We start from the raw sequence: 21,073 nt of genomic DNA on the forward strand, positions 1-21,073 counted from the left end.
ATCTGCTTGTTCTTTTTCATAAGCAGCCATTCGAGACCTAATACGATAATATTATAACGGCATAAAGTTATAATAAAGAAATCTTGAATGTTCTGGATTATGTCACTGTGAATAGAGATATCTACGAATCGTAGATATCAGTACTATGCTAAAATATACTTATTTCTACGCTTATGAGGTTACAATATACTTAAATATTTCTTACGCTTTAACTGTAACTATTAGTGAGCTGATAGGAGCAGAAAATGATCAATCAAAAGAAGACAGGACAGTTCATAGCAGATATCAGAAAAGAAAAAGGTCTTACTCAGAGACAACTAGCAGAAGAGATTGGAGTAAGTGATAAGGCAATCTCCAGATGGGAAACAGGTCGTGGTATGCCTGATACATCTATAATGCCAGATCTATGCAAAGTTCTTGATATCAGTATTAATGATCTTTTGTCAGGACAGCGCCTATCCAGCGATGATTATTGCGGAAAGGCGGAAGAAAATATGGTAGAGCTTATAAAAACAAATGAAGATGTTAAAAGACAAAGCAGAAAAGCCGTTGTTGGAACTGTTGTAGGTATTATTTTGCTGTGTCTTTTTATTTATCTGATTACTCTTGTATCCGGCGGAGTAGGGATGGTAATTTACTTCATCGATCCTCCATCCTTAATCTCACTGCTTGGAATTCAGCTTATTATCCTTGGCGCTTCAGGGCATTTTGCAGAGTTTTTCAGAAGCTTCAAACTGCTTTTTTTCTCTAAAAGATATTCCGATGAAGAGCTTATGCTGTTATCAGAAAAATCAGAGTATGCCATAACGTTCGGTATTAGAACTACTCTTTTAGCAGCCTTATGTGTAGCTCTGATAGGTTTTGTACTTCTCATGCACAACATAGCTGATCCCGCGACCATCGGTCCAAACCTTGCAGTGATGGTGCTTACTGCCCTTTATGCTTGTATAATCTCACTCATTTTATTAGTGATTAAGGGAAGACTCCATCGGTTTCATGCGTAGACAAAGAAAGGAACTGTTCAGAAATCTGGACAGTTCTTATTTATGTGAACATATGCATGTTTTCTTCAATAAACTCATATATTATCTTACGAGTTATCTCTTTGCTTATCACATCCCCAGTTTCATGGGCGTGTTTCTGAAGATTATATATTTCAGTAAATCCTTCTTTTCTAATCAGCATGATAGGGTCGGAATAAAACAAAGTCCCTTCTTTTTCTAAGACACACAGCTCATAACCTAAAAGCTTTTTAATAACGATGCAAGCCATTACAAGTTACTCCCACGCTGGTATCATTTCAACTTTTTTGTTATTCCACATAGCAATAAGCTGTGACTTATGCTCTTTATACCAGGCTTCTATAACAGGAAGAACGTACTTTGAAAAGCTTCCTGTTATAGTGCCTTCACTTAAGCGTAAACTTCCTTGAATGTTATCATCGAGGTAATTTATATCTACTGATGGGGCACCTTCAAATTCAGAATCCATAAATACCTCAACATCGCAAAACTCAGCAATCTTCACCATGGATTTCTTCTCAGTTCTGTCGACATAGTCAGAGAGAAGAGACTTTTCTTTGGCCTTTCGAGCATATTCCAGTAAGTGTTCGCGTTCTAGCCAATCCAAATCATTAAATAGTTCTATTAGTTCTCGCTCTTCAGTTCCCTGAGGAATAACCATATAATCCACGTCCCTTCCTCTGTTACTATCTTCCGTGACCCCTGACAAAAGATATTCAGGAGTAACGCCAAGCGCAGCACATATTACCATTACCTTGTCAGATCCTGGATTTGTATTCTTTTTTCTCCAGTCGCTTATAGTAGTTGTTGCAATGCCAGTCTTATTTGAAAACTCTTTCTGAGTCATATGCTTTTCTTCAAGCAGATGGAAAATTCTTTGTCCAATTGTCATCGAAACACCTCTATGAAATCGTTAATTACGGATTTATAATAACATTGCCTATTAAAATCGTCAATTACGGATTAGTTGGAACCTGAAAATGGACCACCAACCCCGTCCCCCAGGTCCAATTACAGTTGGGATGGGAAAAAATTTCATGTAAGTCTTAAGGTTCTTGATGGCAAGGACAGCACTACTGTACTGTCTTAGGCAGAATTCTATGTTGTTCCTGTCAATAATACAACAATTGAGCCGTAGTAAAGATCAGGGCGATACTGCTAAAACCAATCTTGCATACGGTCAGGCGATAGTTTTCCCATGACTGACTTCATAACCGGATGCAAGATTGATTTTAGCGTTATTTAATAATTGTTCACAACGTAATAGTATATAATTATTTTGTCAGTTATTGTACAGTTAAATTCTGTTTTCATGGCTAAAGGAGATAATTATATGACACCTGACCAGTATGCAAGATCAAACAAAAAAGTATTTCAGATCAACCTTATTATTGCCTTTACTGCGCTTTTAATGGTAGTGCTGGATGCTGCAACACACGGAATGAGTCTGGGGCTTGTTATCGAGATTGTCGCTGTCCTGGCAGGTGTGCTGCAGATGACGGTTGGGTTTATCAAATTCAGAGAGACCAGGTTTGGCGCAGTGGTCATTCTGGGAGGTCCGACTCTTTACTATATCATTATCATGATAATACAAAATGATATGATTTTTTATGCATTCGCGATACCGGTAATGCTGTCGTGTATTCTTTATCTGGACTTAAGGCTCTATGTGGTGGGACAGATGACTATGACCATAGGCGGACTTATTGTCCTGGTCAGAAATCTTATTGCTACAGGTTCGATACCCAGGGACCATTTTGTGGCCGGTTTCATAATCATTCTTGCGGGAATTGCCGGAATAGAGTCGCTTAAGATGAGGCGGGCCCTGGTAAGAGAGGACGACGAGGCCATCAAGAAAGGGCAGGAGACCCAGGAAAAGACCCGTATCCAGATGGTGGAGATTGCCAAGGAAATTACGGGGCTGTTTGATGAGGCCCATGGGGAAGTCGATGAGTTAAAGAGCATCATAGGAAGAAACCACGATGGCATGAGGGAAATTGCGGGCAGCACAGGAAATACCGCAGCTGCCGTGACAGAGCAGTCACATCAGATAGCAGATATCCATGAGCAAACGGAAGTGGCTGATGCCAAGAGAAATCAGATGGTTGAGATGTCCGAGAGCACGCAGAAAGCCGTTATTGATGGGACTAAGGTCATCGACCAGCTCAAGGACAAGACCGCAAATGTTGTTGAGATGAGTGATAAGACGGTGGCATCCACAAAAGCTGTCACTGAGAAGGTCGAAAAGGTTGAGAAGATTGTCGGTTCCATCATATCGATATCAAAGCAGACCAATCTTCTTGCGCTCAATGCTTCAATTGAGGCAGCGCGTGCGGGAGCAGCCGGGAAAGGTTTCGTTGTGGTTGCCGATGAGATAAGGCAGCTGTCGGAGCAGACCAGCAGTGCTTCAAATCAGATCACCAGCATCATGCAGGAGCTTTCCGCTGATGTTCAGAATGCGGTAGACTCTACCAATGCGGCAGCTGAGTCTGTCAAGGCTCAGGACATTCTTATCAGAGAGACCGCAGATACTTTTGAAGAGATCGGGGAGAACGTTGGAAACCTTATAGGAAGATTTAATGATATTGGTACTTCCATAGAAGCTATAGGAAGAAGTGCAACGGAGATCAATAATAATATTGCGAGCCTCGCCGCCACAAGTGAGCAGGTGGCATCTTTGTCCAGTATGAACGAAGAGGGAGCAAGGACAGCGGTGGAGAAATTTGATGAGTTTGATATTCTGCTGAAGGGGATATATGATCAGGCGCAGAGGCTGAAATAATGTAATACCGGTCAGGGCAGTCACGGGGACGGGAAGTCACGGGGACGGTTCCAATGTCATTTAGATAAGAAAATGCAGTAAATGCGAAATAGGCACGCTACGTTCTTCAGATTACACAGTAGCGTGGATATCTACGTGACACAGCTTTATCTTTAGACTGTTATCACGTATTTTCGCAATGATTTTCTGGCATTCTACGTGATACACCCCCGTTAATAAAGAGCAGCATCTCACGTAAACGCTATAAATATCATGCTTGTTGCTCTGTCACATCTTTTTCTTATCTAAATGACATTGACCCCGTCCCTCTGGCCCATTGAACAACAAGATTGAACAACAATTTGATAAAATGATTGACAACTTAGAATATGACGATTATACTTTCACTTAATATTTGAAAGGAAGCAGCAATTATCATGATGAACAGAAATCTCGTCGATTTAAATAATGTCGATAATAATCTCATGAATAATTTTCATGGGTTTGTTTTGATATGTTACGATGAGACGAAGCGCATTATGAATTGAATTTGGGATAATTCATTTATAGCTAGATATTAGCCTCATCAGACAATATGTTTGATGGGGCTATTTTTTATCAAAAAGGGGAAGGAGTTTTGTAGTATGGAAGAGTTAGTGTTAGTAAGACCAGATGGAGCGTACGCTGAGCAGATCAAGGAATATAGGCAGGAATTCCTGGATGCGGGAAGTTCCATGGATGGAACAGGAATGCTCCGTAGAATTGAAGATCCTTATGAGTGGATCAGGGTTTGCGAAGAGTTCAATTCTGAAGAAACAGTTCCTGAAGGAAAGGTTCCAAGCACGCTTTTCATGTGCATACGTAAGGACGATAACAGAATAGTTGGAATGCTTGATATGCGCCACAGACTCAATGACTATCTGAGGAACTTCGGCGGAAATATTGGCTATTCCATAAGACCATCAGAGCGTAGAAAAGGCTATGCCAAGAAGATGCTGAGTCTTGTACTACCATACTGCAGGGAACTTGGTCTTGATAAAGTTATGATAAGCTGCAATGTCGACAATGAGGGTTCAAGGAGAACTATTCTGGCTAACGGCGGCGTTTATGAGGGAACTTCTCATGAGCCAGATGAAGATATGGACCTTGAGAGATACTGGATCACATTATGATGGATACCTAATGGTAAAGAAGAATTAATGAAAGGATAACGTATGATAATTACAAACGAATTTCCAGTTTTGGAATATGATGATTGTTCTGCGGAAGTTATTCCACCAGACCATGACTGCAAGGATTTAAAGCTTCCTGAGAAATGTCTTTTTACATTTCTAGGAGACGTGGTTCATGAGTACGCTGAGAGGAATAATGCGGAAGTTGTTGAGGAAATGATAAACGTTTCTCACACAACCAAGATATATGTGGTCCATGGGAAAAAAGAGGATTTCTGCCTTGTGCAGTCACAGATCGGTGCGCCGGCAGCAGTGCAGCTAATGGACGTAGTTGTCAGCTGCGGATGCAAAAAGGTTATTGCAGTTGGCTCCTGTGGCGTACTGGATGAAATCCCTGAGAATGCTTTCCTTGTGCCAACCAGAGCACTTAGGGATGAAGGAACGTCCTATCATTATGTTCCGGCATCAAGATATATCGATCTTGATAGCGAGGCAATAAATGCAATAGAAAAGAGCTTTACTGAGCAGGGACTGCCATTTGTAGCATGTACTACCTGGACTACAGATGCATTCTTTAGAGAGACCAAGGACATGGTAAAGCACAGGCTTGAAGAAGGTTGCTCTGTTGTAGAGATGGAATGCGCAGCCCTTGCTGCCTGTTGTCAAAAGAGAGGTGCCAAGTTTGGACAGTTCCTCTTTACAGCAGATTCACTTGCAAATGTCCATGAGTATGACGAGAGAGATTTCGGTACAAGTTCCCATGAGAAAGCTCTTTTACTGGGGCTTGAGGTTCTGAAGAGATTCTAAGTTGACAGGAAACTGTATAGGTAATATAGTCGAATTAACATAAGATGTGTTAACCATAATATAAAAAAGAGGAAATTTATGTTAAGTGTTGTAAGATAATTCATTGCAATACGGATATACGATATTGCAATGAGCATAAGGATTCAATGAATCAATACTTATGGGTTAGTGGTGAAATCTACTGGCTTATTAGATTACGCTTAATAATATTATGGTAAGAACCGCATTTTATGAGGTTATTGTTTGATGTGTCTGATTTTAGAACCATGATATCTTGGCGTAAGGTATCATGGTTTTTTCGTTTTGGAGAATACAGATGAACACAGAGACACAAATTGAATTTGATAAGATAAAAGAAATATGGGCGGGGCTCACAAGTACAGATTATGCCAAGGAAAAGATACGTGAGACAGAAATTATACTAAGTGAAAGTGCACTTCGAAAGGCACTTCAGGATACGACAGATAGCCGGGCATTTATAGAAAAGCTTGGAAATCCTCCACTTCAGAACGTAACAGAAGTGCGAGAGGTCCTGACTATAGCAGAAAAGGGCAAGTGCCTGACTCCATACCAACTTGAGAGAGTTGAAAAAGCTCTGGTAGCTGTTGAGAGGATGATGGACTATCTGTCACGCGGCAAGCAGTACAATAACAGCCTTGCCTACTATGATGAAAACTTAAATCCTCTAACTGAGCTCAGGGAAGAGATAGTAAGTCAGATCAGAAACGAAGAAGTGGATGACAGGGCGTCAAAAGAGCTGTATGATCTCCGAAACCATATAGCTGCCATGGAAGAAAACATGAAGCAGAAGGCTGATCAGATCATAAGAAAAAATAAGGATTTCATGGCTGATTCATATCATACTGTGAGAAATGGTAGAGTATGCGTTCCTGTAAAGAAAGAATACAAATTCAGGATTCCTGGAAGTGTGATCGATAAATCCTCAACTGGAAACACACTTTTTGTGGAACCTGAGGGGCTTGCAAAGTGTTATGATGAGCTGGAGCTAATGCGTATCGATGAGGAAAATGAAGTATACAGAATCCTTTATACCCTCACAGTCATGGTGGCTGACGATGCCCAGATCATGGAAGAAAACATAAAGATGCTTGAAAAGCTGGACTATATTTTTTCCAAGGGAAAGCTCAGTATCGAGCTGGATTGCGCGGAGCCTTTCATAAATCTGGAAAGGCGTATTAAGCTTGTGAAGGCAAGACACCCTCTGATGGATAAAGAGATTAATGTCCCGCTGGATTTTACTCTTGGAGAGGGAGACGTGCGAGGAATAGTCATCACGGGCCCCAACACAGGCGGAAAGACAGTTGCCATCAAGACTGTAATGCTTAGTTGCTACATGGCACAGTGCGGACTACATGTAGCCTGCAAGGAAGCCGATATCTGCATGAATAGTAATTTTCTTTCTGATATAGGAGATGGCCAGAACTTGTCTGAGAATCTGTCCACATTTTCAGCTCATATTAAAAATGTCCTTGATATACTGAGCCAAATTAATCATGAGAGCCTTGTTATCATGGACGAGCTTGGCTCAGGTACAGACCCTGCGGAGGGCATGGGAATTGCGGTTGCCATACTTGAAGAACTTAAGAAAAGTAATGCCAATTTCCTTGTAACAACCCATTATCCAGAGATCAAGGATTATGCAGCCAGGACAGAGCACATTGAGAACGCGAGAATGGCCTTTGATAAAGAGACTCTTCGTCCGACCTATGAGATGGTCATTGGAGAAGCTGGAAACAGTTGTGCTTTTTACATTGCAGAAAGGCTCGGCATGCCAGCTGAAATGCTGGAAGTTGCAGCAAAGGCCGCTTACGGAGAAGATGCTGCTAAGGACTATGTTTTTGCTATCGGGAATAAACGCAGTAAAAAGACATCTGGAAGCAGGATTGTTAAGACTAAGCAAATTCATTCTACAGCAGAACTGGAGCAGAAATTCAGCATTGGTGATAGCGTAATGATTTATCCTGACAAGAAGATAGGAATTGTTTGTGAGCCAATAAATAAAAAGGGGATTCTTAGAGTACAGCTTCCGAACAAAAAGATTTACATCAACCATAAGCGCGTCAAACTCCATGTGAAAGCAGACCAGCTCTATCCAGAAAACTATGATTTCTCCATAGTTTTTGATACTGTGGCAAATCGCAAGGCAAGGCATGAAATGAGCCGAAAGCTTACGGATAAAGTAATTGTGTATGACGAGGATGACTAACGCAAAAGCAGTAACATAAAAAACAGCTTGGGAAAAAGTAAAATTAGGGTTACTATATAAGTAACAAAGAAAGCAAAGGTGCTTGAACAGGGCATCTTTGCTTATTTTTTTGGAGGAGGTATGGAATGGTTACATTAAATGATTATCTATACAACGGGGACACTGTGCTCAAGATATTGCAGATGTATTCCAGGGATCTAAAAGAATCCTCGATTAAGACTGGCAATACAGTAGATATGTTCCATAGCAATTTCCTTTTGCGAATGGAGGAGTTACTGGTTCATAATGACTTCCTCACATCCCAGTCTCAGAGAATTCGCGAACTTTACAAGTACATGACAAGACAATATCCTCAGCTGGCCTTTACCTTCAAGGGACGAATTAAATCGCTTATCAGAGCTGAAGAGAAATTTAACGCCTATATCGTAGAGACTGTCTACAATTACTACAAGGAACATGGCTCTTTTCCTGAGGCAAATGAAGTGAAGAGTAAAATAGAGCATTTCAGGGATCTCATCGCCTATAGAATTGTAATATCCATGCCAAGGTGCCACGTAAGTGACCCAAAAGAGCGTCAGGAGATTGAGCTTAAGTACCTCTATGAAATAGCAAATATGCTGCCGGACTTCTTGGAGCAAAGAGGCTTTAGTCCAGAAATGTCCTCCATAAACAGTTCATCAACCTCAGAAAGGTTAAGCGAATCAGTAAGACCATATTTTAAGGACTACATCAGTAACCCAAGTCCTTATGGCTATGAGTCTCTTCACATAACTCTTTATGACAACGAATCCAGAAGCTATGTCGAGGTTCAGCTCCGCACAAAAGACATGGATGACTACGCAGAGATAGGCCCAGCCAATCATCTTGGCTATGAAAAGAGACAGCAAAAAGAGCGCGCAAAGAGAAACAAGATTCCTCAGGGAGAATGCATCTTTTTTGATGAAGCCTTTGAAAGAGGAATGCTACTTCAGCAGCTGGAGCTGTCTAAGATAGATGTAAACATGTTCGGAGCAATCAATAACAGCCTCATAAATGATGGCTGCGGACTATATAGAGGAAGGCTCATTCTGCCATTTGAGCACCTGTCCAGATTCCAGAACGATGTAATAGACTAGAAAAGAGGTATTAGGGTAAACTTTATTATAATTATTCTATCTATTTGAATACCTATAGGGCGCTGATATTATTGAAAATGTAAAAGCGCTTTGAACAGACAACATGAACAGACACAAGAGAGGGTATGAAAATGAATAGAGATATTTTTATCAGAAATTTGACAAAAGAAAAGATAGAGATGAGCCCAAAGGGCAGAAAAGCAAGTGAGGTAACACCTGAGGAATTCGAGCAGTGCTACGAGAACTTTTTTGACATGATCTTCGAAATATCTCCTTGTTCCCGAGAAGCTCTATGAGTATGCTAAAAAGAGAAACATCGAGATTCCTGTGCATGGCATACTACAAGGAAATTGTGAGAATATTACGCCCCTACTAAGAGTGCACAGAATGTCGGGTGCACCTTTTAGCAGATAGATATACTGATAGTACAGTGAAGGAAAGGAGTGAACGTGATGCAAGGTTGGATCGAAGGCTTCCAGGAATCCATCGACTTCATAGAAGAGAATTTGACGGATGAGCTGGATATTGAGGTCATAGCCAGTAAGGCGGCTTTATCGCCGTTCTACTATCAGCGCATTTTTGGAGCACTTTGTGGTGTGACTGTCGGAGAATACATCAGGGCGCGCAGAATGACTCTGGCAGCACAGGAACTTAGTAGGCAGGACGTTAAGGTAATCGATGTGGCCGTTAAATATGGCTACGATTCACCGGATAGTTTTACCAAGGCTTTCCAGAAGTTCCATGGAATTACGCCTATTCAGGCCAAGGAGCCTGGGGCGCCGCTTCGCTCTTTTGCACCGCTGCATATTAAAATCACGATGGAGGGTGGTACTATGTTGGATTATCGTATTGTTAAGAAGGCACCGTTTACAATTGTTGGAGTTAAGAGACCTTTTAACTCAGATACAAGCTATCAGGAGATTCCTAAGTTCTGGGATGAACTGCTTGCTCAGGGTGAGAAGCGCCCTATTATGGGAACCTTTGGCGTATGCCTTGATATGAAAGGAAAAGAGTTTGACTATTGGATCGCAGATCTGTACTTCCCATGGGAGAAGATTCCTGAAGGATGCGAGACAAGAATGATTCCTGAGAGCGAGTGGGCAGAGTTTCCATGCACAATGAAAACACTACAGGATACTAACACCAAGATATGGTCAGAGTGGCTTCCAACGCTTAAGGGATACTCACTTGCAGGAGAGTATGATATTGAAGTTTATCTTCCACCACAGGAAGGTTCATCCGAAATGTCAGTATACATCTGGGTTCCTCTTAAGAAAGATTGAGAAATATAGACTTCTACTGCTCCTTTGGATTTGGTAGAATGGTAAACATGACTAACTAAAGGAGCAGACATAATGACAGACGAAAGAATTAGTGAACTTAGAAAAGAGTGGGAAGCAGAGGAGAAAATAGCTCATATCCACGGCTGGGATTTCTCTCACATCCACGACAGATATGAGGAAGAGGACGATCTTCCATGGGATTACAAGAAGATCATTGATGAGTATCTTCTTCCAGATATGAAGCTTATGGACTTTGATACTGGCGGCGGAGAGTTCCTTTTGTCTTTGGAACATCCTTATCAGAATACTGCAGCTACAGAAGGCTATCCACCAAACGTGGAGCTTTGCAAGGAGACACTTGCACCTCTTGGAATTGACTTTAGAGCTTGTGATGACGAGTCAAATATTCCTTTTGACGACAGCTCTTTTGACATGATGATAAACAGACACGGAAGCTTTGACCCTGTGGAAGCACACAGACTTCTTAAGCCGGAAGGCCTTTTCATAACACAGCAGGTTGGCTCTAAAAATGACAGAGACCTTGTAGAGATGGTCCTTCTTGACGAGCCTATGCCTTTCCCTGATCTTGAATTATCTATTCAGAGACAGAAATTTGAAGAGGCTGGATTTGAGATTATCCGTGCAGAAGAGGTATTCAGACCTATCAGATTCTTTGATATTGGAGCGTTTGTGTGGTTTGCTCATATCATCGAGTGGGAATTCCCAGGATTTTCTGTAGATAAGTGCTTTGATAAGCTCCTTGCGATGCAGGAGATTATCGATAGAGACGGTAAGGTAGAAGGAACTATCCACAGATATCTCATAGTTGCTAAGAAAAAGTAATGGTGACAAGCGGTAAGTTAAGAGCTTATCGCTTTTTCTATGGGTAAAATATTAGAAAAAGTTAATAAAGCGAAGCGCTTGATTACTATAAAAATATACTCAATTATGTTAAAATAATTGATGCAAAATAGTAAGTGAGCGTGATGCGTAATACAATTATAGCAAGGAGGGCGAGAATGACTATTACAAAGAATCTTAATGGCGACCAGCTTGAAATTGCACTTGAAGGAAGACTTGATACTATGACAGCACCTGATCTGGAGCAGGAGATAAGGACCAGCCTTGATAACGTTAAGGACCTGGTTGTAGATATGAAAAATCTTGAGTATGTTTCATCAGCTGGCCTTAGAACACTTCTTATAGCCAAGAAGACGTTGCACAATAAAGGAAATGTTAAGATCATTAACGCCAACGATATTGTAAAAGAGGTATTTGAGGTTACAGGTTTTGATAACTTGCTGGATATCGAGTGACGTGCGTAGGAGGTGCCTTATATGAAGTCAGATGTTGTTACAATTGATAATAAAGGAACTGGTTTTAAAGAGGCAGTTGAGGCCACCAAGAAAGTTGCTGATTTCAACGGGCTTGATGCTAAGGATTCCTTGAAACTTCAGCTGTGCGCTGAGGAAATGCTGAGCATGGCCCGCAGTATAACCGGCGAGATCAAGGCATCATTCTGGGTTGAGTGCGAGGATGCCAGGTATGACCTCAAGATGACTACTCAGACTGTAATGGATAAGGAAAAGAGACACCTTCTTCTTTCATCCGCATCTTCCAAGAAAAATGAGGCAGCAACAACCTTCCTAGGAATGCTGCGAGATGCTTTTGAGGAAGCAATGCTCTCCGATAGCGACAAGACCTATTATGAACTTCCTGATGATGTAGCTTCTGATGTGGTTGGAAGATATATCGAAGATCCTGAGTGGGATCACTACGAGCAGTCAGTCCTTAGGAAAATTGCCGATGATATTAAGATTTCTATCAAGGGCGGCGTTGTAGAGATGACTGTTACCAAGAATCTGTGAAAAAAGCTAAGTATATATGATATTTCCAGGACGGCATGAGTGGATGTCGTCCTGTTTTTTTGCAAAAAAATATTAGCTTTTTCCTATACTCGCAACAATTAGGTAGAGGTTATTTCGCGAATCCATTACTATGGTATTTAGGAGGGTAAACGTATGGAAGAAGGCAAAAAACTGATAGTTAAGAAACTGCGACCATATCTGTATCTTTTGGATGAAAACCACGAGTGCACAGGTTTTCTTGTTATTGGGGAAAAGAAAGCATGTCTTATCGACACAATGATGGGTTATCATGATTATAAGAAAGTAATCGCAGATATTACTGACAAGCCTGTCATAGTTATCAACACGCATGGTCATCCGGACCATATCTATGGAAATGTCTATTTTGACGAGGCTTATATTAATCCAAAAGATATTCCGCTTACCAAAGAATTTATTGAGAATCCTGAGTTTGCCGCAGAATGTCAGAAAAGAGGAGCATCAATGCCTCCTTTTAAAGAGATTAAGGGCGGCGATGTTGTGGACCTTGGGGGTAAAACGCTTGAAGTATATGACATTCCAGGACACACACCAGGCGGAATCCTGCTACTTCTCAAGGAAGATAGAATTCTTTTTACAGGAGATGCGATCAATCATCACCTATGGCTTCAGGTTCCGCACTCTATCACTTACAGAGAGTGCGTTAAGGCAATTGATGATGTTCTCTTTTTGGAAAAAGAGGCAGATTACATCCTTCACGGACACGCCAGAGATTTTGATGATATCTCACTTATGCGCTGTGTAAGAGATGGAATTCAAGAAATTGTCGATGGCAAGACACTGGACGATAAGCCTTATGAGTGGTTTGGCGGTGTCTGCAAGCAGCATCCATTCAAAGTTTTGGAAGATAGACAGTACCAGCAGGACGATCATGTGATAGTATATATTGACGGGAATATCTGAGAAAGGAGCGGGGGAATTATGGGAGAGAGTCTTTTTCCGCTTGTGACTAAGCATTTTTTAATATCACCAGGCAATGAGAAAAATGTCCTGGAAGATGAGTGGAGTGTTTCTCTTAACAATGGTGATCAGACCAAAGTAGGAAGCATCCATTTTGAAGATGGTGTTCTTCATGGGGAGGTCAGAATGGCAGCTGACCTAAATCCTGAATACGAGAAGTCCAAATACATTCAGGAACTGTTTTATTCAATGGCCAGATTTGTTTTCCAGTTTAAGGAAATCAGAGAAATCAGCACCCATTGCAGACATGAGAATGATCACAGAGTTAGAGGTCTTGAGAAAGCCGGATATGTTTATCGCGAGAACAAGGACGGCTCTGATTATTATTCCATGAAGAAGCAAAAGACATCCTGGACAGGTTTGTATGTAATGATCGGCCTTATTGCGGGCTTTGTCATTGGACTTACAATTTCCAATCTGTTCATGGGAACAATCATTGGCGTTTTATCAGGCGCTATTATCGGATATCTTCTTGATAAAAGAGAAGCCGACAACGAGAAGTAATACAAATTAAAATATAAAAACTACAAGGAAGAACTATGGAAGAAAAGATTACACTTACAATACCTAAAAAGAAAAACATCGCACTTATAGCGCACGATGGCAAAAAGGCAGAGCTTATCAGATGGTGCAAGGAGAATTCAGAAATCCTTAAAAAGCACTTCCTGTGCGGAACAGGAACAACAGCAAGAATGATCGCTGATGCTACAGATCTGCCAGTTAGAGGCTATAACTCAGGCCCACTTGGTGGTGACCAGCAGATTGGTGCCAAGATTGTAGAGGGCAAGATTGATTTTGTTATTTTCTTTTCAGATCCTCTTACAGCAGCACCACACGATCCTGATGTTAAGGCTCTTATGAGAATTGCACAGGTTTATGACATTCCATTTGCCAACAACAAAGCAACAGCAGACTTTCTTATCAACTCTTCACTTATGGAAGAAGAGTACAATCACGACGTTATTAATTTCCAGCAGAACATTGAGCACAGAGCAGAGACTCTGCCTAACAAATAATAAAAGAGGATTATTATGAGTGTTTTACAATACACAGAGGTAAGTTCATTAGCTTCAGATAAGATTCACGTCCTTGGCAGAATGGGACGTCAGCGTCAGCCACTTCCTATCTTTTTCAACGGAGGAGGTGTTGAGGTAGTTGTTACTGGTTCTGAGTTTTGGATCGATGTTGAGACAGATTCAGATTTCCATGAGATGTGGATAGCTCTTGAGATAAACGGGGCCTTTATATCAAGACAGATGCTTCTTCCAGGAGAGCACAGTCTGTGCCTTTTCAGGAGCATGGATCCAACAGTAGCAAAAAGAGTTAGATTCTACAGAGAACTTCAGGCCATGGGAGATGACGTTAAGGTTAAGCTCCTTATTAAAGGCTTTAAGCATGATGGCGAGTTCCAGAGCGTTCCTAAATATGAGAGAAAGCTCGAGTTTATTGGAGACAGTATAACTTCCGGAGAAGGAAGCTACGGTGCATTTGACGATGTAGACTGGATTCCAATGTACATGAGCGCTTCTGCTAACTATGCGACCATGACATCCAAGGCACTTAACGCTGATTACCATCTTATTTCTCAGGGTGGCTGGGGAGTATTCACCGGATGGGATAATGACGTAAGACATAACCTTCCTTCTGTGTACGAGAAGGTGTGCGGACTTGCTCCAGGAGAGATGAATAAAGAACTTGGTGCTGCAGAGGAATATGATTTTGCAAGCTGGCAGCCAGATGCTATCATCGTTAATCTTGGAACTAATGATGTTACTTCTTTTAACCAGCCAGAGTTCGTTAACCCTGATGATGGTAAGACTTACAAGATGAGACTGAACAGCGACGGCACAAGGAACAGAGAGGATGAGCTCAAGATTGTTGATGCCATCGTGGGCTTCCTTACTATGCTGAGAAAGCATAATCCAAATGCACAGATTGTATGGTGCTATGGAATGCTGGGTTCAGATCTTAATCTTGTGATAACTGAAGGCATCAATAAATACAAAGAAAAAGCCGGAGATGAGAAAATCTCATTCTTCCAGCTTCCAGATACTACTATGGACACTTATGGTTCACATATGCATCCTGGTGTTAAATCTCATCAGAATGCATCCAAGGAGCTTGTGCATTATCTAAGAATTAAGCTCGGCTGGGCCGACTGACAATCAAAAACAAAGAGTGTAGGGCAATACTCACGTATTTGCCTTATGCTCTTTTTTCATTTCATACATACGTTGGTCGGCAGTTTCGATAAGTGTGGATAGATAAGTGGTCTCTGAGTATAGTGCATAACCGATAGATGCACGAACTGAGAGGTTGATGCCATCAATATTTCTGGGAGCATCAACAGCCTTGAGGATTTTCTTTTGCATCTCCTCAGCTTCTGAAGGGTCATTTATCTGATGGAGCAGTACGAATTCGTCGCCTCCATATCTGAACAGAACGCAGTTCTCTGCAGCCACGAGAGTCAGGCTCTTGCACAGTGACTGGAGTACAAGGTTACCATACTCATGACCGTGATCATCATTTATTCTCTTGAAATCATCAAGATCCATCATGTATAGTGCAAAGTCAGTTTTGTCTTTCTGATACTGCTCCTCGTATTTTTTGGCAATCTCGCCATAGGCTCTTCTGTTGAATACACCAGTTAATTCGTCGGTCTGAGACAGTACAGACAGACGATCTTTTTCTGCCATGTCATCTGTGACATCTACAAAAGAACCTACAAGGCCAACAATCTCGCCATTGACTCTAAGGGGAGATTTGGAAGCACGGATATTGCGAACTCGTCCTTGAACTATGCACTGACCAGGAACATCTTTTACCACTTCTCCATTATGGATAACTCTGTACTCAACAGCTCTGTAGGGCTCAGGGTCGATGTGCCAGCCCATGTCCTCGTCTGTCTTTCCAATGATATCTTCCACTGAATTAAAGCCATAGTAATCCAAAAACATCTGATTCGCTCCAAGGAATCGTCTGTCCTTATCTTTCCAAAATACTCCAACGGGTATAATGGACAATATGTTGTTTAGAATATCAGAATTATTCAGGTCCATATTTTTCCTTTAATGGGCAAAATCCTCTATTTAAATGTTATCATAATTACGTTATATAAATGTTTTTATAATATTAAAATATGATTAACTTTTGGCAAACACCATCATAAAAATCCACAACAACAGTTTGGAATAATCGGATAAATTGCCATATATTTAGCTGGCAAGATTTGTGGTAAAATAGCTGATAGGTAGGTTTAATAACATATTATTGCGCACAACTGATGACTGATTGTCGTTCAGTTGTTTTTTGCGTGATTCGGAGGGCAAGCGATGGACAATTCTTTTCCAGAGATTAAAACCTTTTTTGGCTTTGGATGTATGAGACTTCCAATGATCGGATCAGAGGTAGACATTGAGCAGTTCAAGGATATGGTTGATTACTTCATTGATAATGGCTTCAACTATTTTGATACAGCTCACGGATACATCGATGGCAAGTCAGAGAAGGCTATCAAGGTAGCTATTTCAGATAGATATCCAAGAGAGAAATTTCTTTTAACAAACAAATTATCAGATTCCTATTTCCACAAGGAAGAGGATATAAGACCATTCTTCCAGAGCCAGCTTGAGGCTTGTGGAGTTGAGTACTTTGATTTCTATCTCATGCACGCTCAGAATGCTAGAAATTTTGAGCAGTACAAAGAGTGCAGAGCATACGAGACAGCCTTTGAGCTCAAGAAGGAAGGCAAGATCAAGCATGTTGGTCTTTCTTTCCATGACAGTGCTGAGGTTCTTGATAAGATCCTTACTACATATCCTGATGTTGAGATCGTTCAGATCCAGTTCAACTATCTGGACTACGAGGACCCTGGAGTGCAGAGCCGCAAGTGTTATGAGGTTTGTCGTAAGCATGGCAAGCCAATGATCGTCATGGAGCCTGTTAAGGGTGGAACCCTTGTAAATCTTCCAGATGAGGCACAGAAGGTATTTGACGACTTGGGCGGCGATCTTTCTAACGCCGGCTACGCAATCAAATTTGCAGCAAGCCAGGAGGGCATCAGAATAGTTCTGTCCGGAATGAGTGATATGGCGCAGATGAAGGATAATGTTTCTTTCATGAAGGATTTCAAGCCACTAACCGAGCAGGAATTTACGGCCATTGACAAGGTGGTTTCAATAGTCAAGGAAGTTAAGGCAGTTCCATGTACTTCTTGCCACTATTGCGTTGAGCAGAGCCATTGCCCTATGAATATTAAGATTCCTGAGATTTTCAAGGCATATAATATGTACAAGGCATTTAAGGACAATAGTCAGAAATGGCATTATAATGCATTCATTACATCCGGTGACCATGGAAAGGCTAGCGCCTGCATAGAGTGCGGAGCGTGTGAGGGTGTTTGCCCACAGCATATTGAGATCAGAAACTTCCTCAAGGAAGTGGCCAAAGAGCTTGAGTAATGCTGATATCAGCAAATAGAATATGAACCCTAAGGCGGTATTATTGCAAAGCAATAGTATCGTCTTTTTTGTGTATAATTGAAATAGCGTTATATGAGTATGCACATAAATAATAGTAAAAATTTAGTAAAAAAATGAATTCTATTGTAAAACCAAATATATTATCATTGTTTTGAAAGAAACAGGCATTAACTAATGCAAGGCGAGGAGAAATGAAAAAGAGATTTTTAAGTAAGAAATTATCAGCAGGTCTTTTGACAGGAATCATGATCTGCAGTCAGCTTGTAGGATGCGGAAGTGGCGCAACGAGCTCAGAGGTTTCTGGTGGCAAAGAGCAGGTTGTTGAAGCTGCAGAAGCTACATCACAGGCGGATGAGTCAGATGAGACTGGTGCAGGAGAAACAAGTACAAATATAGAGGAAATGGTAGCAAATATGGATATTTCGAGAACAATCAAGCTTGATACCAGTGATATTCAGACCTTTAATGATACAAATGGAGATGGATACGGCGAATTTCAGGGCTTTGGAACAAGCCTTTGCTGGTGGGCAAATAGGTGTGGATACAGTGAGAAGCTGACAGCAGACTCTGCAGAGGCTTTCTACAATAAGGAAACAGGCCTAGGAATGACAATCGGCCGTTACAACGTAGGCGGCGGAGATAATGTTACTAGCAAGGATGTTACAGCTCAGATGAAGGAAGAAAGTCCATTTCTTCACAAGGAACACATCAGAAGATCAGATTCTGTAGTGCCTGGCTATGCGACAGATGTAACTAAGATTGATTTATCCAAGAATAATAAGGAATACTACGAGACTAATTTTGCCAGAGCAGATTTCGACTGCGGATTTGCCTGGAACTACGACTGGGAAGCTGACAAGAACCAGATGAATATCCTAATGGCTGCAGCTAAGGCAGCTGGCGATGAGTTCATTGGTGAAGCATTTTCCAACTCACCACCATATTTCATGACAGTATCCGGCTGTACTTCCGGAGGAGAGGATCCTTCAGTAGATAACTTAAGGGAAGATTCCTACACAGCTTTTGCCTGCTACATGGCAGATGTTATCGAGCACTGGGCAAAAGAGGGAGTGATAAACTTCCAGAGCGTTGATCCAATGAACGAGCCTGCTACGAGCTACTGGAAGATGTGGAGCGACAAGCAGGAAGGTTGCCACTTTAGTCAGGGCGAGTCACAGTCAAGGATTCTCGTGGAGCTTAACAAAGAGCTTCAGAATAAGGGAATAGACATTATCATCTGCGCTTCTGATGAGACCAGCATCGAGGCAGCAATTATGTCTTATAAGCAGCTCACACCTGAGGCAAAAGAGGTAGTGACAAGAATTGATACTCACTCCTATCAGGGAACACAGCGCAGTATGCTTCGCTCTACAGCTCAGGAAGCAGGCGTTAACCTCTGGATGAGTGAGGTTGATGGAACTTATTCTATTGGAAAAAAGAATACTGGAATGAGCGCGGCTCTTGGCTTTACAGAAGCTATCATGACAGACCTTAACGGCCTTATGCCAAGCGCATGGATCATGTGGGATGCAGTTGATCTTCACGTTGATTCCAACAATAAGTTCGACACCTGCACAAGAGCAGAGGCAGATAAGATCATAGAAGAGGGAACTCCTTTCTGGGGAATTGCTATTGCAGACCACGATACAGGAGAGCTCCTTCTTAGCAAAAAATATTATGCTTTCGGACAGTTCTCAAGATATATCCGCCCAGGTTACACACTTGTAGGCTCTTCAGACTGCACAGTTGCTGCTGTAAACAAGGCTGATAACAGCATCGTAATAGTGGCACTTAACACCAATTCAGATGACCTTAAGTGGGAATTTGATCTGTCCAAATTTGAAGTTGGAAGCGGTGAGATAACAGTTATCAGAACCAGTCAGGACGAGAACTGGGCAGATGTTACTGAGTCTTGTGGAATTACAATGGAAGGTAATAAATTCACAAGCTTTATGAAGGGAAGTTCAATCACTACATTTATTATCAAGTGATTTAGGGGGATACATGGCGACACTTAAAGAAATTGCGGCTGAGAGCGGCTTTTCCATAGCGACGGTTTCAAGAGTTCTCAATGAGGATGATACCTTAAACGTACCAGAGTCAACGAGAGAGCTCATAATAGAGACCGCCGGACGTCTTAACTACAAGACCAAAACTGAGAGAAAGAAATATGAAGCTGCCAAAAAGAAGGGGCTTCATAAGCTCTCAAGGGTTGGAATTGTGGAGATGCTCAGTGTTGGAGAGCAGATAGAGGATGCCTACTATATGTATCTTAAGAACAATGTTGAGAAGGTATGTATGGAGGAAGAGATCGAGGCTGTTCCCATGCAGTTTGATCAGGAGCTTTCTGAATACAGGAACATGGGAAGACCAGTAGATGGAATAATCGCCATAGGACAGTTCTCAGAAGAGCGAATTGCTGCCATGAAAAAAAGAACTGAGAAGATCGTATTCGTTGATTCTTCCCCAGATGAGCAGAAATTCTGCAGTATCAAGACTAATTATGAAACAGGAGTAAGACAGGGAGTCGATTATCTGGTACGAGCTGGTCACGCTAACATTGCTTTTGTAGGACCAGAAAATTCCAAGGATTCAAGGGCAATCTCAGCTCCTGAGGACAGACGTAGAATCTTTAAGACTATTACCAAGGAATATCAGGGCAAGGTTCATCCCGAGACTATCGATGTAACTGGTACAGCAAGAGATGCTACAGACAAGATAGTTAAGTTTATTGTAGGAGATAATAATTTAAGACCAGAGGAAGAGAAGGTTACAGCTCTTTTCACATACAATGAAGCTACAGCTCTCGGAGCTATCAAGGCTGTTCAGAATGCAGGGTTAAGGGTTCCGGAAGATATCAGCGTTCTTGGTTATAATGACACGGTCCTTGCGTCATACATGCAGCCACCAATAACAAGTATCCATATCTACATGGACGAGATGGCAAGAGCTGCAGTTGAAGCGCTCACCAAGCTTATAAATGGCTATGTCAATGTACCATTTACGACACTGATACCTACTACACTTATGGAAAGAGGCAGTATCAGGAAAAACAGGCCAAATCAGGCCTGAATATTAACATACGTAGACGAGGAAGCATTCATCCAAAGGATGGGTGCTTCTTTTTGTGGAAATCTACGAAATATATTGAAATAAATATACTAAAAATGTGTAAAATTTTTGAAGTAAAATTTTAGTGCTGACTTGAAATTTTAAATTCCAGTGAAACAGTAAATTCCATCGACTTTTAAAATTCTGTGATTTTTTAAAGTTTTATAGGGCTTAATCTTGACGTTGCTGATATAATTAAGCCAACTTTCCATAAAATATCTGAATTC

21 protein-coding genes are annotated in these 21,073 nt (G+C 41.4%); 18 read left to right on the top strand and 3 right to left on the bottom strand.

Annotated elements, in window-relative coordinates; all coding sequences use genetic code 11:
- The first annotated feature begins 245 nt into the window (after positions 1 to 245).
- On the top strand, positions 246 to 1,004 hold the full coding sequence (locus tag IJI01_RS11705; protein WP_292190482.1) for a helix-turn-helix domain-containing protein: 759 nt from the start codon (positions 246 to 248) through the stop codon (positions 1,002 to 1,004).
- A 40-nt stretch (positions 1,005 to 1,044) separates the two neighbouring features.
- Here the strand turns inward: IJI01_RS11705 and IJI01_RS11710 are convergent, their stop codons facing one another.
- The gene (locus tag IJI01_RS11710) at positions 1,045 to 1,272 is read right to left on the bottom strand and encodes a hypothetical protein (protein ID WP_292190485.1); all 228 of its coding nucleotides are present in this window, start codon (positions 1,270 to 1,272) and stop codon (positions 1,045 to 1,047) included.
- Between the two features lie 6 nt (positions 1,273 to 1,278).
- Positions 1,279 to 1,914: a helix-turn-helix domain-containing protein gene (locus IJI01_RS11715; RefSeq protein ID WP_292190488.1), complete on the bottom strand. Its 636-nt coding sequence runs from the start codon at positions 1,912 to 1,914 to the stop codon at positions 1,279 to 1,281.
- Positions 1,915 to 2,355: 441 nt separating this feature from the next.
- Here IJI01_RS11715 and IJI01_RS11720 point away from each other — a divergent pair, with 441 nt between their 5' ends.
- From IJI01_RS11720 to IJI01_RS11785, 14 genes are all read left to right on the top strand, one after another.
- Positions 2,356 to 3,804, top strand: a complete 1,449-nt coding sequence (locus tag IJI01_RS11720; RefSeq protein ID WP_292190490.1) for a methyl-accepting chemotaxis protein — start codon at positions 2,356 to 2,358, stop codon at positions 3,802 to 3,804.
- Between the two features lie 623 nt (positions 3,805 to 4,427).
- Positions 4,428 to 4,955, top strand: a complete 528-nt coding sequence (locus IJI01_RS11725; RefSeq protein WP_292190493.1) for a GNAT family N-acetyltransferase — start codon at positions 4,428 to 4,430, stop codon at positions 4,953 to 4,955.
- 42 nt (positions 4,956 to 4,997) lie between these two features.
- A complete protein-coding gene (locus tag IJI01_RS11730; RefSeq protein WP_292190495.1) occupies positions 4,998 to 5,762 on the top strand; it encodes a nucleoside phosphorylase in 765 nt (254 codons plus the stop codon).
- A 316-nt stretch (positions 5,763 to 6,078) separates the two neighbouring features.
- On the top strand, positions 6,079 to 7,989 hold the full coding sequence (locus IJI01_RS11735; protein WP_292190498.1) for an endonuclease MutS2: 1,911 nt from the start codon (positions 6,079 to 6,081) through the stop codon (positions 7,987 to 7,989).
- Between the two features lie 125 nt (positions 7,990 to 8,114).
- The gene (locus IJI01_RS11740; protein ID WP_292190501.1) at positions 8,115 to 9,104 is read left to right on the top strand and encodes a guanosine polyphosphate pyrophosphohydrolase; all 990 of its coding nucleotides are present in this window, start codon (positions 8,115 to 8,117) and stop codon (positions 9,102 to 9,104) included.
- A gap of 131 nt (positions 9,105 to 9,235) precedes the next feature.
- Entirely contained in the window at positions 9,236 to 9,400 is a 165-nt protein-coding gene (locus IJI01_RS11745; RefSeq protein WP_292190504.1) for a hypothetical protein, read from the top strand.
- 156 nt (positions 9,401 to 9,556) lie between these two features.
- On the top strand, positions 9,557 to 10,387 hold the full coding sequence (locus IJI01_RS11750; RefSeq protein WP_292190506.1) for an AraC family transcriptional regulator: 831 nt from the start codon (positions 9,557 to 9,559) through the stop codon (positions 10,385 to 10,387).
- Between the two features lie 72 nt (positions 10,388 to 10,459).
- A complete protein-coding gene (locus tag IJI01_RS11755) occupies positions 10,460 to 11,230 on the top strand; it encodes a methyltransferase domain-containing protein (RefSeq protein ID WP_292190509.1) in 771 nt (256 codons plus the stop codon).
- A 176-nt stretch (positions 11,231 to 11,406) separates the two neighbouring features.
- Entirely contained in the window at positions 11,407 to 11,703 is a 297-nt protein-coding gene (locus IJI01_RS11760) for an STAS domain-containing protein (protein ID WP_292190512.1), read from the top strand.
- A 21-nt stretch (positions 11,704 to 11,724) separates the two neighbouring features.
- Positions 11,725 to 12,255 (top strand): hypothetical protein, encoded by a 531-nt coding sequence (locus tag IJI01_RS11765; RefSeq protein ID WP_292190514.1) that lies wholly within the window; start codon positions 11,725 to 11,727, stop codon positions 12,253 to 12,255.
- Between the two features lie 153 nt (positions 12,256 to 12,408).
- Positions 12,409 to 13,197 (top strand): MBL fold metallo-hydrolase, encoded by a 789-nt coding sequence (locus IJI01_RS11770; RefSeq protein ID WP_292190516.1) that lies wholly within the window; start codon positions 12,409 to 12,411, stop codon positions 13,195 to 13,197.
- 18 nt (positions 13,198 to 13,215) lie between these two features.
- Positions 13,216 to 13,758, top strand: a complete 543-nt coding sequence (locus tag IJI01_RS11775) for a hypothetical protein (protein ID WP_292190518.1) — start codon at positions 13,216 to 13,218, stop codon at positions 13,756 to 13,758.
- 35 nt (positions 13,759 to 13,793) lie between these two features.
- Positions 13,794 to 14,270 (top strand): methylglyoxal synthase, encoded by a 477-nt coding sequence (locus tag IJI01_RS11780; protein ID WP_292190520.1) that lies wholly within the window; start codon positions 13,794 to 13,796, stop codon positions 14,268 to 14,270.
- Positions 14,271 to 14,285: 15 nt separating this feature from the next.
- Positions 14,286 to 15,416 carry an SGNH/GDSL hydrolase family protein gene (locus IJI01_RS11785; RefSeq protein WP_292190523.1) on the top strand — a complete coding sequence of 377 codons (1,131 nt, stop codon included), beginning with the start codon at positions 14,286 to 14,288 and terminating at the stop codon, positions 15,414 to 15,416.
- 30 nt (positions 15,417 to 15,446) lie between these two features.
- Here IJI01_RS11785 and IJI01_RS11790 read toward each other — a convergent pair whose 3' ends face one another.
- Positions 15,447 to 16,313, bottom strand: coding sequence for a sensor domain-containing diguanylate cyclase (locus tag IJI01_RS11790; protein ID WP_292190525.1), 867 nt, complete (start codon positions 16,311 to 16,313; stop codon positions 15,447 to 15,449).
- Positions 16,314 to 16,586: 273 nt separating this feature from the next.
- On the opposite strand from IJI01_RS11790, the gene IJI01_RS11795 reads away from it, so the two are divergent.
- From IJI01_RS11795 to IJI01_RS11805, 3 genes are all read left to right on the top strand, one after another.
- Entirely contained in the window at positions 16,587 to 17,714 is a 1,128-nt protein-coding gene (locus tag IJI01_RS11795; RefSeq protein WP_292190527.1) for an aldo/keto reductase, read from the top strand.
- 212 nt (positions 17,715 to 17,926) lie between these two features.
- Positions 17,927 to 19,726, top strand: a complete 1,800-nt coding sequence (locus tag IJI01_RS11800) for a glycoside hydrolase (RefSeq protein WP_292190529.1) — start codon at positions 17,927 to 17,929, stop codon at positions 19,724 to 19,726.
- A gap of 13 nt (positions 19,727 to 19,739) precedes the next feature.
- Positions 19,740 to 20,807 carry a LacI family DNA-binding transcriptional regulator gene (locus IJI01_RS11805; protein WP_292190532.1) on the top strand — a complete coding sequence of 356 codons (1,068 nt, stop codon included), beginning with the start codon at positions 19,740 to 19,742 and terminating at the stop codon, positions 20,805 to 20,807.
- The last annotated feature ends 266 nt before the right edge of the window (positions 20,808 to 21,073 follow it).

This window comes from Butyrivibrio sp., from assembly GCF_017433805.1.
Taxonomy (GTDB): Bacteria; Bacillota; Clostridia; order Lachnospirales; family Lachnospiraceae; genus Butyrivibrio.

Coding starts and splice junctions, on each gene's coding strand:
- IJI01_RS11705 (WP_292190482.1), top strand. CDS start 246: ATGATCAATCAAAAGAAGACAGGACAGTTCATAGCAGATATCAGAAAA.
- IJI01_RS11710 (WP_292190485.1), bottom strand. CDS start 1,272: ATGGCTTGCATCGTTATTAAAAAGCTTTTAGGTTATGAGCTGTGTGTC.
- IJI01_RS11715 (WP_292190488.1), bottom strand. CDS start 1,914: ATGACAATTGGACAAAGAATTTTCCATCTGCTTGAAGAAAAGCATATG.
- IJI01_RS11720 (WP_292190490.1), top strand. CDS start 2,356: ATGACACCTGACCAGTATGCAAGATCAAACAAAAAAGTATTTCAGATC.
- IJI01_RS11725 (WP_292190493.1), top strand. CDS start 4,428: ATGGAAGAGTTAGTGTTAGTAAGACCAGATGGAGCGTACGCTGAGCAG.
- IJI01_RS11730 (WP_292190495.1), top strand. CDS start 4,998: ATGATAATTACAAACGAATTTCCAGTTTTGGAATATGATGATTGTTCT.
- IJI01_RS11735 (WP_292190498.1), top strand. CDS start 6,079: ATGAACACAGAGACACAAATTGAATTTGATAAGATAAAAGAAATATGG.
- IJI01_RS11740 (WP_292190501.1), top strand. CDS start 8,115: ATGGTTACATTAAATGATTATCTATACAACGGGGACACTGTGCTCAAG.
- IJI01_RS11745 (WP_292190504.1), top strand. CDS start 9,236: ATGAATAGAGATATTTTTATCAGAAATTTGACAAAAGAAAAGATAGAG.
- IJI01_RS11750 (WP_292190506.1), top strand. CDS start 9,557: ATGCAAGGTTGGATCGAAGGCTTCCAGGAATCCATCGACTTCATAGAA.
- IJI01_RS11755 (WP_292190509.1), top strand. CDS start 10,460: ATGACAGACGAAAGAATTAGTGAACTTAGAAAAGAGTGGGAAGCAGAG.
- IJI01_RS11760 (WP_292190512.1), top strand. CDS start 11,407: ATGACTATTACAAAGAATCTTAATGGCGACCAGCTTGAAATTGCACTT.
- IJI01_RS11765 (WP_292190514.1), top strand. CDS start 11,725: ATGAAGTCAGATGTTGTTACAATTGATAATAAAGGAACTGGTTTTAAA.
- IJI01_RS11770 (WP_292190516.1), top strand. CDS start 12,409: ATGGAAGAAGGCAAAAAACTGATAGTTAAGAAACTGCGACCATATCTG.
- IJI01_RS11775 (WP_292190518.1), top strand. CDS start 13,216: ATGGGAGAGAGTCTTTTTCCGCTTGTGACTAAGCATTTTTTAATATCA.
- IJI01_RS11780 (WP_292190520.1), top strand. CDS start 13,794: ATGGAAGAAAAGATTACACTTACAATACCTAAAAAGAAAAACATCGCA.
- IJI01_RS11785 (WP_292190523.1), top strand. CDS start 14,286: ATGAGTGTTTTACAATACACAGAGGTAAGTTCATTAGCTTCAGATAAG.
- IJI01_RS11790 (WP_292190525.1), bottom strand. CDS start 16,313: ATGGACCTGAATAATTCTGATATTCTAAACAACATATTGTCCATTATA.
- IJI01_RS11795 (WP_292190527.1), top strand. CDS start 16,587: ATGGACAATTCTTTTCCAGAGATTAAAACCTTTTTTGGCTTTGGATGT.
- IJI01_RS11800 (WP_292190529.1), top strand. CDS start 17,927: ATGAAAAAGAGATTTTTAAGTAAGAAATTATCAGCAGGTCTTTTGACA.
- IJI01_RS11805 (WP_292190532.1), top strand. CDS start 19,740: ATGGCGACACTTAAAGAAATTGCGGCTGAGAGCGGCTTTTCCATAGCG.